The organism is Ruegeria sp. AL1 (genome assembly GCF_056540905.1).
Genome location: NZ_JBQFXP010000007.1, coordinates 142809 through 156226, shown reverse-complemented (window position 1 = coordinate 156226; position 13418 = coordinate 142809). Strand labels below are relative to the sequence as shown.

At 60.3% G+C, this 13418-nt stretch carries 15 protein-coding genes; 3 read left to right on the top strand and 12 right to left on the bottom strand.

Annotated elements, in window-relative coordinates; genetic code table 11:
- Window positions 1-29: 29 nt before the first annotated feature.
- The 4 genes from rlmN to ACRZ9X_RS12835 all read right to left on the bottom strand — a co-directional run bounded on the left by rlmN (window position 30) and on the right by ACRZ9X_RS12835 (window position 2655).
- Window positions 30-1214 (bottom strand): dual-specificity RNA methyltransferase RlmN, encoded by a 1185-nt coding sequence (rlmN, locus tag ACRZ9X_RS12850; protein WP_480519420.1) that lies wholly within the window; start codon window positions 1212-1214, stop codon window positions 30-32.
- A gap of 79 nt (window positions 1215-1293) precedes the next feature.
- Window positions 1294-1671: a lysozyme inhibitor LprI family protein gene (locus ACRZ9X_RS12845; protein ID WP_480519418.1), complete on the bottom strand. Its 378-nt coding sequence runs from the start codon at window positions 1669-1671 to the stop codon at window positions 1294-1296.
- A 136-nt stretch (window positions 1672-1807) separates the two neighbouring features.
- A complete protein-coding gene (locus ACRZ9X_RS12840) occupies window positions 1808-1975 on the bottom strand; it encodes a hypothetical protein (protein WP_480519416.1) in 168 nt (55 codons plus the stop codon).
- 146 nt (window positions 1976-2121) lie between these two features.
- Window positions 2122-2655, bottom strand: coding sequence for an invasion associated locus B family protein (locus ACRZ9X_RS12835; RefSeq protein ID WP_480519414.1), 534 nt, complete (start codon window positions 2653-2655; stop codon window positions 2122-2124).
- A 178-nt stretch (window positions 2656-2833) separates the two neighbouring features.
- Here ACRZ9X_RS12835 and ACRZ9X_RS12830 point away from each other — a divergent pair, with 178 nt between their 5' ends.
- On the top strand, window positions 2834-3832 hold the full coding sequence (locus ACRZ9X_RS12830; RefSeq protein ID WP_480519412.1) for an asparaginase: 999 nt from the start codon (window positions 2834-2836) through the stop codon (window positions 3830-3832).
- Window positions 3833-3835: 3 nt separating this feature from the next.
- Here ACRZ9X_RS12830 and ACRZ9X_RS12825 read toward each other — a convergent pair whose 3' ends face one another.
- From ACRZ9X_RS12825 to hutI, 8 genes are all read right to left on the bottom strand, one after another.
- Complete coding sequence (locus tag ACRZ9X_RS12825; protein WP_480519410.1) at window positions 3836-4156, bottom strand: YciI family protein; 321 nt, start codon at window positions 4154-4156, stop codon at window positions 3836-3838.
- A 22-nt stretch (window positions 4157-4178) separates the two neighbouring features.
- Complete coding sequence (locus tag ACRZ9X_RS12820) at window positions 4179-4607, bottom strand: SRPBCC family protein (protein WP_480519408.1); 429 nt, start codon at window positions 4605-4607, stop codon at window positions 4179-4181.
- Window positions 4595-4924, bottom strand: a complete 330-nt coding sequence (locus ACRZ9X_RS12815) for an ArsR/SmtB family transcription factor (protein WP_480519406.1) — start codon at window positions 4922-4924, stop codon at window positions 4595-4597. The genes ACRZ9X_RS12820 and ACRZ9X_RS12815 overlap by 13 nt, the downstream gene beginning before the upstream one ends.
- A gap of 40 nt (window positions 4925-4964) precedes the next feature.
- A complete protein-coding gene (gene serB / locus ACRZ9X_RS12810; protein ID WP_480519404.1) occupies window positions 4965-5843 on the bottom strand; it encodes a phosphoserine phosphatase SerB in 879 nt (292 codons plus the stop codon).
- 168 nt (window positions 5844-6011) lie between these two features.
- On the bottom strand, window positions 6012-7694 hold the full coding sequence (hutU, locus tag ACRZ9X_RS12805; protein ID WP_480519402.1) for a urocanate hydratase: 1683 nt from the start codon (window positions 7692-7694) through the stop codon (window positions 6012-6014).
- Window positions 7691-8488 carry an N-formylglutamate deformylase gene (gene hutG / locus ACRZ9X_RS12800; protein WP_480519400.1) on the bottom strand — a complete coding sequence of 266 codons (798 nt, stop codon included), beginning with the start codon at window positions 8486-8488 and terminating at the stop codon, window positions 7691-7693. The genes hutU and hutG overlap by 4 nt, the downstream gene beginning before the upstream one ends.
- Window positions 8488-10023, bottom strand: coding sequence for a histidine ammonia-lyase (hutH, locus tag ACRZ9X_RS12795; RefSeq protein ID WP_480519398.1), 1536 nt, complete (start codon window positions 10021-10023; stop codon window positions 8488-8490). Before hutH ends, hutG begins: the two co-directional genes overlap by 1 nt.
- Window positions 10020-11225: an imidazolonepropionase gene (gene hutI / locus ACRZ9X_RS12790; protein WP_480519395.1), complete on the bottom strand. Its 1206-nt coding sequence runs from the start codon at window positions 11223-11225 to the stop codon at window positions 10020-10022. Before hutI ends, hutH begins: the two co-directional genes overlap by 4 nt.
- 79 nt (window positions 11226-11304) lie before the next feature.
- On the opposite strand from hutI, the gene ACRZ9X_RS12785 reads away from it, so the two are divergent.
- Together ACRZ9X_RS12785 and ACRZ9X_RS12780 are read left to right on the top strand one after the other, a co-directional pair.
- Window positions 11305-12660, top strand: a complete 1356-nt coding sequence (locus ACRZ9X_RS12785; RefSeq protein WP_480519393.1) for a formimidoylglutamate deiminase — start codon at window positions 11305-11307, stop codon at window positions 12658-12660.
- 18 nt (window positions 12661-12678) lie between these two features.
- Window positions 12679-13383 carry a GntR family transcriptional regulator gene (locus ACRZ9X_RS12780; protein WP_480519391.1) on the top strand — a complete coding sequence of 235 codons (705 nt, stop codon included), beginning with the start codon at window positions 12679-12681 and terminating at the stop codon, window positions 13381-13383.
- Window positions 13384-13418: the final 35 nt, after the last annotated feature.

The window sequence follows — 13418 nt, the reverse complement described above, 5'->3', positions numbered from 1 at the left end:
ACATTAATTCGCCTGTAATCTTTGGCGGCTTATCCCAGACCTGCCTCGGATTCGATCTGTTTGCGCGATTTTCGGGCACGCTCGGTGGCTGATTTCAACTGGCCACAGGCCGCCATGATGTCCTCGCCCCGCGTCTTGCGGATGGGCGACGCATAACCCGCCTGATAGATGATATTGGCAAACGCCCGGATACGGTTGTTCGAGCTGCGCTTATACGGCGCGCCGGGCCATTCATTGAATGGGATCAGGTTGATCTTGGCCGGGATTTTATGGCGTTTGATGTGGTAGATCAGACGATGCGCATCCGCGTCAGAATCATTCACGCCGTCGAGCATCACATATTCAAACGTAATCCGTTCCGAATTTGACGCGTTGGGATAGCTCGCCAAAGCGCCCAGCAGCTCCTCGATATTCCAGCGTTTGTTGATCGGAACCAGAACATCGCGGATCTCATCCGTGGTGGCATGGAACGAGATCGCCAGCAGGCAACCGATTTCTTCCGCAGTACGCGCAATTTCCGGGACAACGCCCGATGTGGACAGGGTGATCCGGCGACGAGACAGCGAGATTCCCTCGGGGTCCATGGCGATCTTCATCGCGTCGCGGACATTGTCGAAGTTATAGAGCGGCTCACCCATGCCCATCAGAACGATGTTCGACAGCAGGCGGGTTTCGTCCTTGGGCGCGCCGGGGGTGGGCCATTCCTCAAGATCATCGCGGGCCATCATCACCTGCCCGACAATCTCGGCCGCTGTCAGGTTGCGCACCAGTTTCTGGGTACCCGTGTGACAGAAGGAACAGGTCAGCGTGCAGCCCACTTGTGATGAGATACACAGGGTGCCGCGATCTTCTTCGGGGATATAGACCACCTCAACCTCATGCCCGCCCGCGATGCGGCACAGGTACTTGCGGGTGCCATCTTCGGACACCTGACGGGTCACAACCTCGGGGATTTCGATCACGAAATTCTCGGCCAGTTGTGCGCGGTATGCTTTAGCGAGGTTGGTCATCTCCGCAAAGTCGCGCTTACCCCACTGATAGATCCACTGCCAGATCTGGCCGGTCCGCATTTTGGCCTGCTTTTCCGGCGTGCCATGTTCGATCAGAACCGCGCGCAGTTGGTCGCGGGTCAGACCGACAAGGTTCACCTTCCCCTCGGGCAGCTTGCGGGGAATGGTCATGACGTCTTGAGTGATCGGCGCTTTGGGCGACATTGGCGTATCTCGGTGGATTCTGGCCTGGGATGCGCCTCTATATAGGAACGCACGCAAAGATCAAAAGGAATCGTGCCGGTCAGTCTGCATGACCCAGCAATTCGTCCACGCGCGCCCGGCCAAGATCGACCCGACAGGCGGTAATGGCGATTCCAGTCCCCGAGCCGCCGCCAAAAGAAGCGCCAACCGCTTCGCATTGCGCATCGCGATAAGCCACCCACGCGGCATGCGCCGCCGTCAGCGCCGGAAGCATCGAGTCGCGGCCGGTGACCTCATCCAGTTCCCGCGCTGCGTCGCGGGCCAGCGCATAAGCGGAGTCTATCGCCGTGTTCACCCGCATTTCCATCACTCGCACGCAATCCCCGATGTCGACCTGAGACCCCGCATCCACGCATTCCAGTGCCGGATCACCCATAGCCGCCACCGGAAAGATCAAAGCCCCCACAATGTATCGCATCGCCAACCTCCCGTGTACATCTGCGCGGACAGGACCAGTTTGTCCGCACATTCCAGCATAATTCGACCGCAGAGGCAAAACCACTGCGGTCAAGTTGGCTTGGGTCTTCGACGTCAGTTCAGGGCTGCCCCGACGCTCAGACGCCCGCAGGCAGGACAGAGCAATCGGCTGCATCCAGCTCTTTCACCGGGTCTTCGGGCCCGCATTGCTCACCTGTAATGGGATAGGTGTCCGGGTCTTTTTCACATGCGCTCAAAAACATGGCAGACACCATCATCAGGGCAATAAGTGCTTTGGGGATCATCAAGGCAACTCCTTCTTGTTACTGAACAGATTAGTTCAGATTTCAAGGCAGTCGTCCTTGATACGGATCAAATTTTTTGAATACATAGCAGATTTTGCCAGACAATCCTGACCGGACAGCCTGTGCGGCATCCCGGTCTAGGCATGTCAATTCGTACAGCGTGTCTCGGCATCTTCAATGGCTGCGGTAAAACCCAGCAGAGAGAACGTATCTTTCGTCTGAGTACCCCGTTCCGAGCGCGCGGTCAGAACCGCCTCGGTGCCGCGCTTCATTGCGGTGACAATCTTGGCATCATCCGAAGCGGTGGCCGGCCAGGCCCATTCGCCTTCGGTGAATAGCTCAAACTCGCTGCCGTCCACGGTCAGGTTCACCGTCGATCCGGATGCAAATGGGTAACCGCCGGTAAACGTGACCTGCCCCTTCACCTCTGCATTGGGGCGATAGAATACGAAAAGCAGAATATCACTGCGACGCACCGAGACCACGCGGCCACCGCGTGTATTGACGGTTTCTTTGGGGGCAGACACGCTCCAGCATTCGGTCGGGTCGTCTTCGACGAAAACGCTCCAATCCGTCTTCGCCGCCACGCGATTGGTGCTGGTCGCCTGCTGAGCGATTGCAGCTGTGGCCATCCCTGCCATGCACAGCCCCGCGATCACGCGGACAAGCTTTGATCCCATCTGTCCAGCCTCCTAGCCCGACCTATACCTCATACCCACCGGGACAGCCTGCGGACCCTGACGGTCCGTCTGTTAAGTTGCGTATTCCGGTGTTTGCCGACATACACACACTAACGCAGGTTTCGCCACAGGCGAAAGGGCGATTGGCAGATTTTTGCGCATGTTAAGGAGGGTCCAGATGACGCAGCCCATAGCTATGACCGAACTGTGGCGAGGACCCTTGCTTGAAAGCCTGCATCTGGGCCATGCGGTGATCTGTGACGATAGTGGTCAGATCGTGCACAGCTGGGGGGATCCGAACGCGGTGATCTACCCACGATCCTCGGCCAAGATGATACAGGCGCTGCCGCTGATCACCTCGGGTGCTGCGGCCAAATACGGCCTGACATCCGAACATCTGGCGCTGGCCTGCGCCTCGCATAACGGCGCGCATATCCATACCGACCGGGTGTCCGCGTGGCTGGACCATCTGGGCCTGGCCGAGCCCGATCTGCGTTGCGGCGCGCAAGAGCCTCAGGACATGGCCGCGCGCGACGGGCTTATTCTGGCCGATGACACGCCCTGCCAGATTCACAACAACTGCTCCGGCAAACATTGCGGTTTTCTGACCGTGGCGCAGCATATGGGTGCGGGGCCGGAATATCTTGAAATCGACCATCCGGTGCAGCAGGCCTGTCTGGCCGCTTTTGAGGAAACCACAGACGAGTCCAGCCCGTGTTACGGCATCGACGGGTGTTCGGCGCCGAACTTTGCCGGGTCGCTGACAGGGCTTGCACGGTCAATGGCGTGGTTTGCATCCGCCGCCGACCGCTCGGACCGGGCCAGCGATGCGGCGCAGCAGCTAACAGCGGCGATGATGCAGCACCCGGAACTGGTCGCAGGCGAAACCCGCGCCTGTACTGAGTTGATGCGCGCCATGGATGGCCGCGCCGCGATCAAAACCGGGGCCGAGGCCGTCTTTGTTGCGATCATCCCGGAAAAACGCATGGGAGTCGCGCTCAAGATCACCGATGGCACCACCCGCGCCAGCGAATGCGCCATCGCCGCCATTCTCGTCAGCCTTGGCGTGCTTGAGGCCGATCACCCGGCCACACGCAAGTTCCTGAATGCCACGCAATACAGCCGCCGAGGGCTGGAATGCGGTGTGATCAAACCTGCGCCGGGTTTCCCCGGTTAAGGCTCACATCTCGATCTCATGCACCTCGGCCACTTCGACCGAGCCGGATCCGTTCACGACCATCGGGCAGCCCTTGGCCATCTCGGTCGCGGCTTCGATGCTGTCGGCCTTGATGACAGTAAAGCCCGAGGCCGGGTTCGCGCCGCCATTATCGACCACACCGGTGCTGCTGACCGTGTAAGACTGGCCCACCGGATTGCCGGGGATGTCCAATGCATCGCTCATGGAACCAAACCAAGCACCCCAGGCGGCCATTGTCGCTTCGATCTCGGCGGGGTCGGTGGGGGTGTGGCCCCCGTGATAGACAAACAAATATTGGGGCATAACGCTCCTCCCTGTTGAAAATCTATTTTGCCAGCGCTTCGAGCTTACGCAGCGAAGACGTCCAACCCTGATTGTGGTTTGTCGCCGCCTCGGCATCCGCCAACTCGCGGTGATCCAGCGTCAGGCGCGATCCGGTATCTGTCGCCACCACCGAGAAGGTCACATGGCTTTCGGCCCCCCGCTTGTCCTGATCGTCATGCCAGCCCCATGTGAACCCCACGGAATGCGGCGGATCGACATGGGTTACATGGCCCGAAACCTTGAATTTTTGGCCTTCACCGTTCTTCATCACCGAATACCACGGGCCGGTGCGCGAGAAATCCAGATCATGTTCTGGCACATGCAGCCCTTCAGGCCCCCACCATTGCAACAGTTTTGCCCCATCGCTGATCCATGCAAAAAGCACCTCGGGGGTGATGGGAAAATCCCGCTCCAGTTTCAGGTCGGCCATGAGTTCTCCCTTTCGATAATATCGCTCAGGCGGTCGAGGCTGTTTTCCCAGAATTGCCGCTTCGAAATGGTCCACTCGGCAATCGCGCGCAGCCCCTCGGGCCGGATCGAATAGATCCGCTGCGTACCCTTTACCCGCTGCTGCACCAAACCGGCTTCGCGCAGCACTTTCAGATGGCGGGAGATCGCGGCACCGGACATGCCCCGCCCTTCGATCAGGTCACCGGCAGGCAGCTCTCCGTGCTCCATCAACTGCTCGACGATCGAGAATCGTGTGGCGTCGGACAAGGCAGAAAAACTGGTCAGAAGCGTGTTCATGACCATTATTTAACACAAATGTTAAATTAAAGAAAGCCCGTTAGCTATCGACGAATTCAGAACGGGCATATCCCTGCAGATACAGCAGTGCGGTCAGGTCTCCGTGGTTGACCCGCACATTGCATTCCGCCGCGACCGAGGGTTTAGCATGCAGCGCAACCCCCGTCCCCGCGCGGCCCAGCATTCCAAGATCGTTGGCCCCGTCACCCACGGCGATCACGTCCGCCTCAGCGATGCCTAAACGGGTGGAGATCTGCTCCAGCGCTTCGATCTTGGCCTGCCGTCCCAGAATGGGGCGCTGCACGTCTCCGGTCAGCTTGCCATTTTCGACCAGCAACGTATTGGCCCGGTTCTCGTCAAAGCCCAACTGCTCGGCCACGCGCGCGGTGAACGCGGTGAACCCGCCAGAAACCAGAGCCGCATAAGCCCCATTTGCGCGCATCGTCGCCAGCAACGCCTTGCCTCCGGGCATCAGCGTGATCCGGTCGTTCAGAACTTTGCCAATCACGCTTACATCAAGCCCTTTCAGCAAACCAACCCGTTCGGTCAGCGCGCCTTCGAAATCCAGCTCACCATTCATCGCCCGCGCGGTGATGTCTTTGACCCGGTCGCCCACACCAGCCTCATCGGCCAATTCGTCAATGCATTCCTGCTGGATCATCGTGCTGTCCATGTCGGCCAGCAGCATTTTCTTGCGGCGTCCTTCGGTGGGCTGCACGATCAGGTCCACGCCCATCTGCTGTAGATCTCCCCAGACATCCCATAGGTTGCCGGGCATCTCGGAAAGCGTGAACTCTGCCGCCTCATCAGGGCTGAGCCAAGCTCCATCGCCCCCGCCCCACGCGTTGCGCAGCGAGTCGACTAACGCCTGATCCAATATCGGCGCGGTCGGGTTAGTCAGCAGGGTAGCAACGTACATCTTCGATCTCCGGCAAGCTCACCTGCGGGATATCGCAGGTGCAGCATGTGCGCCAGAGACAGTTTGACCTAAGCGTTTTGCGTTTTGTTCTGGATCAAAACTATCGAAATGCGCGTTCGACCGCAGGGAGAGGCAGCGTATTTCGATTCAAATCAAACGCAAAGCGATCTAGCCCAGAATACCCGGCAGCCGCAGCCCGTGTTCGCGCGCGCAGTCTTTGGCGATCTGGTAACCCGCATCCGCGTGCCGCCAAACGCCCGACGCCGGATCGTTCCACAAAACACGCTCCAACCGCCGCGCGGCGTCCTCGGTCCCGTCGGCGCAGATCACCACGCCCGCATGCTGGCTGAAGCCCATGCCGACGCCTCCGCCATGGTGCAGCGAGACCCATGTCGCACCGCTGGCGGTATTGATCAGCGCGTTCAGCAGAGGCCAGTCCGACACCGCATCCGAGCCATCCAGCATCGCCTCGGTCTCGCGGTTGGGGCTGGCGACGGAACCCGAATCCAGATGATCCCGCCCGATCACAACCGGCGCTTTCAGCTCACCATTGGCGACCATCTCGTTGAAGGCCAACCCGGCGCGGTGCCGGTCGCCAAGCCCGATCCAACAGATGCGCGCGGGCAGGCCCTGAAAGGCAATCCGGTCCTGCGCCATATCCAGCCAGCGATGCAAGTGCTCGTTCTCGGGGAACAGCTCTTTCATCTTGGCATCGGTCTTGTAGATATCCTCGGGGTCGCCGGACAGGGCGCACCAGCGGAACGGGCCGATCCCCTTGCAGAACAGCGGGCGGATATAGGCGGGCACGAAACCGGGGAAGGCAAAGGCGTTCTCAAGCCCTTCATCCTGCGCCACCTGACGGATGTTGTTGCCATAATCCAGCGTTGGAACGCCCGCGTTCCAGAAATCGACCATTGCGGCCACATGCTGTTTCATCGACGCCCGCGCGGCTTTTTCCACCGCTTTAGGGTCTGTTTCTCGCTTTTCCCGCCATTGCGCCATGGTCCAGCCCAGTGGCAGATAGCCGTTGATCGGGTCATGGGCGCTGGTCTGGTCGGTGACAATATCGGGACGCAATCCGCCCTCGGCCATGCGGCGGTAAATCTCGGGGAAGATGTCCGCCGCATTGCCCAGCAGACCGACGGATTTCGCCTCTCCCGCCTTGGTCCAGCGGTCGATCATCTCAAGCGCTTCATCCAGCGTTTCGGCCTTTTCATCGAGATACTTAGTGCGCAAACGGAAATCGATCGAGTCCGGGTTGCATTCCACCGCCAGACAACAGGCCCCGGCGAAAACGGCCGCCAAAGGCTGCGCGCCGCCCATGCCGCCCAGACCGCCGGTCAGAATCCACTTGCCCGTCAGGTCGCCGTCATAGTGCTGACGCCCGGCTTCGGCAAAGGTCTCATAGGTGCCCTGCACGATGCCCTGCGTGCCGATGTAAATCCACGAGCCCGCGGTCATCTGGCCGTACATCATCAGGCCCTTGCGGTCCAATTCGTTGAAGTGATCCCATGTCGCCCAATGGGGCACGATGTTCGAATTCGCAATCAGTACCCGCGGCGCATCCTTATGCGTGCGAATGATCGCAATCGGTTTCCCGGACTGGACGATCAGGGTCTCGTCCTCTTCCAGATCCTTCAAACCCGCAACGATCCGGTCGAAATCATCCCACGTGCGCGCGGCACGTCCGATACCGCCGTACACAACCAACTCATGCGGATTTTCGGCCACATCGGGGTGCAGGTTGTTCATCAGCATCCGCAGCGGAGCCTCGGTCACCCAGCTTTTGGCGTTCAGTTCGGTGCCGGTGGGCGGAAAGATGTCGCGGGTGTTCTTGCGGGGATCGGTCATGAGGTCAACTCCAATGCGGTGTCTTGGATCGCGTCCAGAATGTCGTGCAGCCAGCGGCGCAGGCGCGTGGCTTTGGTGTCGTCAAACGCCCAGGGCGCAGTTTCCGAGGTCAGGTAGGTGGACTGCGCCAGTTCCATTTGAATGGCATGCAGCCCCTCGTCTGGGCGGCCATAGTGGCGGGTGGTCCAGCCGCCGCGGAACCGACCGTTCAGAACCGTGCTAAACGGAGAGGACGCGGCGAATTCACCCGCAACAGACTCGATTTCGGGCGCGCAAGTCACGCCGCCGTCGGTTCCGATATTGAGATCTGGCAAGGTGCCATTGAACAAAAACGAAATGCGGCTGCGGATCGAATGGCAATCGAACAGCACCGCAATGCCGTGTCGGTCTTTGACCCGCTGCAATTCAGTCTCTAACGCAGTGTGATAGGGCACGTGATAAGCAAGACGACGGGCTTCGATCTCATCGGTTGATGGCTCCTGCCCGTCCAGCCAGATCGCCTGACCATCGAAATCGGTCAACGGCACCAGCGTCGTGGTGTTCTGTCCGGGGTATAATGAGACGCCCGAAGGGTCTCGGTTGGCGTCGATCACATAGCGGTGGATATGCGACTGCACGACCGTCGCACCCTTCAAAAGCCCGTCATAGAGCCTGTTTATTTGCCAATCCGTATCCTTCAGGCTTTGTCCGTTCGCGTTCAGGCGGGCCGCAATGTCCACCGGGACATGCGTTCCGCCATGCGGCTGTCCCAACACGATGGGGCCGTCGCCACGCTGAACCGCAACCACCTGCATCAGACCAGCCCTGGCATCGGCACGTCGACCGCTTTCAGCACGGCACCATCAGCAACGAGCGCGCGCGCCTGCTCTAATTCGGGTGCGAGGTAACGATCTTCCGCCAGCCCCGGGATGTCAGCGCGCAAGCGGCTGATCACGCGCTGCAGCGGCGCGCTGGTTTGCAGCGGCGCGCGGAATTCCACGCCCTGCGCAGCGCAGAGCAGTTCGATCCCCAGAATATAGTTCAGGTTCTCGACCATCCGCGTCAGCCGCCGTGCACCGTGGGCAGCCATCGAGACGTGATCCTCCTGATTGGCCGAGGTCGGCGTGCTGTCGGTGACGCAGGGGTTGGCCAGATGCTTGTTCTCGCTCATCAGGGCCGCGGTCGTCACCTCGGCGATCATCAGGCCCGAATTCAACCCCGGCTCGGGCGTCAGGAAGGGCGGCAGATCGAAGCTGAGCGTCGGGTCGACCATCAGGGCAATCCGTCGTTGCGCAATCGCGCCGATCTCGGACAGGGCCAGCGCGATCATGTCAGCGGCAAAGCCCACCGGCTCGGCATGGAAATTCCCGCCCGAAACGATGATATCGGCCTCAGTCAGCACCAGAGGGTTGTCTGTGGCGGCGTTCGCCTCAACCTCGAGCGTCGCGGCGGCCTGCCGGATGATATCCATCGCCGCGCCCGTCACCTGCGGCTGGCAGCGGATGCAATAGGGGTCCTGTACGCGGGTATCGCCGTCGCGGTGGCTCTCGCGGATCTCGGACCCGCCCAGCGTGGCGCGCATCGCCGCGGCGGCCTCGATCTGGCCGCGATGACCGCGCAGGGTGTGAATTTCTGGTTGCAACGGCGCGGTCGAGCCCATGATCGCGTCGGTCGAGGCGGCAGAAATGACCAACGCATTCTGCGCCGCACGCCATCCCTCGAACAGACCTGCCAGCGCATAAGCCGTCGAGAACTGAGTACCGTTGATAAAGGCCAGGCCTTCCTTGGGGCCCAGTTGAATCGGCTCTAAACCGACGGTATTCAGCGCTTCGTCACCCGGTAGGACGGTGCCATTCACCTCAGCCTCACCCGCGCCAATCACCACCGCCGTCATATGCGCAAGCGGGGCCAGATCGCCCGAGGCCCCGACCGAACCCTGCGCCGGGATCACCGGCGTGACACCCTGCGCCAGCATCTGTTGCAACAATTCGATCAGGTCCCAACGCACTCCGGATGCCCCGCGCCCGAACGACAGCAGCTTGAGCGACATCATCAACCGCGCCAACCGCCTTGGCACCGCAGGCCCGACACCGCAGCAATGGCTGAGGATCAGGTTGCGTTGCAGCGTCGAGGTATCCTCGGCCGCGATCTTGTGGCTGGCAAGTTTACCAAAGCCCGTGTTGACCCCGTAAACTGCATCAGCCCCCTGCGCGGCCTGCGCGATGCGGGCGGCGGCGGTCTCGACCTTTGGGCGGCATGCGGGGTCCAGCACAATCGGGGCCTCGGACCAATAGATCTTCTCAAGCTGCGCCAGTGAAACCTGACCCGGCACAAGGGGCATGGGCGTCATGACAGACCTCCGAAAATACGTGTGTGCAAGGGGTTGAAGCCGATGCGATAGGACAGTTCAGCCGGATGCGAAACATCCCAGACCGCCAGATCAGCGCGCAGCCCGGCGGCGATGGTGCCGGTGTCCTCAAGACCCAAGGCGCGGGCGGCATGGCAGGTCACGCCCGCCAGCGCCTCTTGCGGGGTCAGGCGGAACAGGGTGCAGCCCATATTCATCGTCAACAGCAGCGAAGTCAGCGGTGACGAGCCCGGATTGCAATCGGTGGCCAAAGCCATTGGAACGCCCCGTGCGCGCAGCGCCTCAATCGGCGGCAACTGGGTCTCGTGCAGCGTATAGAAAGCACCGGGCAGCAGAACCGCAGCGGTGCCCGACTGTGCCATGGCGTCAACGCCCGCTGCATCGAGATATTCGATGTGATCTGCCGACAACGCCCCATACGAGGCCGCCAATTTGGCACCACCCAGATTGGACAGTTGTTCAGCGTGCAGCTTCACCGGCAGGTCCAATTCACGCGCCGCGTCGAACACGCGGGCGATCTGGTCTGGGCTGAACGCGATCCCTTCGCAGAAGCCGTCAACCGCATCCACCAAGCCATCGGCGGCAGCCGCGCGCAGCGTCGGGATACATATTTCGTCGATATATGCATCCGGTTGTCCGCTATATTCCGGGGGAATGGCGTGGGCACCAAGAAAGCTGGTTTTCACTCTAACAGGACGTTTCTGCGAGATTTGGCGAGCCACCCGCAGCATCCGAAGCTCAGTTTCGGCATCCAACCCATAGCCGGACTTTATCTCGATACAGGACACGCCCTCGGCCAGCAGCGCATCGACACGCGGCAGCGCCCCGGCCAGCAGATCATCCTCGGATGCGGCACGGGTGCCGTTGACGGTCGACAGAATTCCACCCCCGGCGCGCGCAATCTCTTCGTAAGACGCGCCGTTCAAACGCATCTCGAACTCAACCGCGCGGTTGCCGCCAAAGACGATATGCGTGTGGGCGTCAATCAGAGCCGGGGTCATCAGCCGGTCACCAAAATCGGTGCGCGGCCAATCGGCAAATCGATCCGGAACCTCAGACTGCGGACCCACCCATGCGATGATCTCGTCCTCAACGACGACGGCCCCGTTTTCGATCAGGCCATAAGCCGGGTCATCGTTCATTGCTGCGATCTGATTGCAGAAAAATACAGCTTTTTCCGTCATGGCGATTCTTTTGGTTCCCTCAGTAATGCTTTTTACGTATATGGTTAAAAATATAAAATCTACACAAATTGAGATGACCATGGCCCTGCACGCAAAAACCGCCTTGTTAGGATTGGACTGGAGGCAAAACCTGCGGCTTTCCATTGAGGATGGTCGGATCAGCGAGATCCACGTGGGTGCTGCCGCGCAGGCAGATGACATTTGTGTGGACGTTTTGCTGCCTGCAACGGGTAACCTGCACAGTCACAGCTTTCAGCGCGCCATGGCCGGCATGACCGAAACGCGGGTCGCGGGGCGTGAGAGCTTCTGGACCTGGCGCGATCTTATGTACCGGTTTCTGGACCGCCTGAGCCCGGACCACATCGAAGCCATCGCCGCGCTGACGTTTATGGAAATGCAGGAGGCAGGGTATGCCTCGGTAGGCGAGTTTCACTATGTCCACCATCAGCAGGGCGGAGCGTCTTACGAAGATCGCGCGGAACTCAGCCACCGCATTTTCGCGGCTGCCGGCCTGACAGGCATCGGGCTGACCCATTTGCCTGTGCTGTATACCTATGGCGGTGTGCGGCAAGAGCCGCTTGCCGGAGGGCAAAAGCGCTTTGGCAACTCGGTCGAAACGTTCATGCAGCTGGTGGATGAATGTCGGTCGCATCTGCCGCATATAGACTCTGTTCTTGGCATTGCGCCTCATTCTCTGCGCGCCACATCTGGTGATGATCTGCGGCATGTGGTGGATCTGACACCCTCGGGGCCGGTTCACATTCACATCGCCGAACAGGTCAAAGAGGTTGACGAGGTCATCGCAGCCCTCGGGCAGCGTCCTGTGTCCTGGTTGCTGGACAATGTCGGGGTCGACCACCGATGGTGTCTGATCCATGCGACCCATATGACCGATGAGGAAACCCGCAGGATGGCGCAGTCGGGGGCGGTGGCGGGCCTGTGCCCGATCACCGAGGCCAATCTGGGCGACGGCATCTTTAACGGTGGAGAATATGTCAAATCCGGCGGGGCATATGGTGTGGGATCGGATTCGAACATTCGGATATCCCTCACCGAAGAACTACGCATGTTCGAGTATTCGCAACGCCTGCGCGACAGGACACGCGCGGTCCTGATCTCCGACACCGGGTCGGTTGGTCACACCCTTTACACCACCGCTGCCCATGGAAGCGCGCAAGCGCTTGGACGCGATGCCGGGCGGATCGAGGTAGGCAAGTTGGGCGATCTTGTGGCGATTGATCGCTCGTGCCCGTCTTTGTGCGCATTGCGTGATGATCAACTGCTTGACGGTTTGTGCTTTGCATCGTCCGACAGGATCGTCACCGACCTGTGGTCTGCCGGGCGGCATATGGTGCGCGACGGACAACACGTTGCGCGCGCGCAGATCACCAACGCTTACCGGGCCGCCATTGCCGATCTTCTGGCCCTTCTTTAGACACTAAATCAGATCTCCATGACCCAGAACAGCGACACCACCAGCTATAAGGACATCAAGCAGACCGTGCTGCATCGCATCCGGTCCGGGCAGTGGCGACCCGATAGCCTGCTGCCGAATGAAGAAGAACTGGCCATCGAATTCTCTTGCACCCGAACGACGGTCAACCGCGCCTTGCGCGAACTTGCGAACGAAGGATTTCTGGAACGGCGGCGCAAAGCCGGAACCCGGGTTCTGAGCGCACCGCAAAGGCAGGCACGCTTTACCATTCCGCTGGTCCGGGAAGAGGTCGAAGCCATAGGCGGCACCTATCGTTATGCGCTGGTCTCGGCCGAAATTCAGCCCGCCCCGGAATGGTTGAGTGCCCGGTTGCAGCTGCGGCCCGGTCAGACGGCCATGCATGTGCGATGCATGCACTACAACGGCAACACTCCGTTTCAATATGAGGATCGCTGGATCGTCGTGGACAGCGTCCCGCAGGTCGAACAGGCCGATTTTTCTGATATCGGGCCGAATGAATGGCTGATCCAGACCGTGCCCTTCACGAATGTTGAACTGACCTTTCTGGCCAGTCGCGCCGACGCGGCAGTTGGCGGGTTTCTGGATGTACCAGAAGGCGAACCCGTCTTTACCGCCGAGCGCATCACCTGGCTGCAGGGTCAACCAGTGACCTTTGCCAAGATGTATTTCGCAGCCGGTTACCGCATGACCACACAATTCTGAGCCGCGGCTGCGTATTTCCACATCGCAGAGGCTTT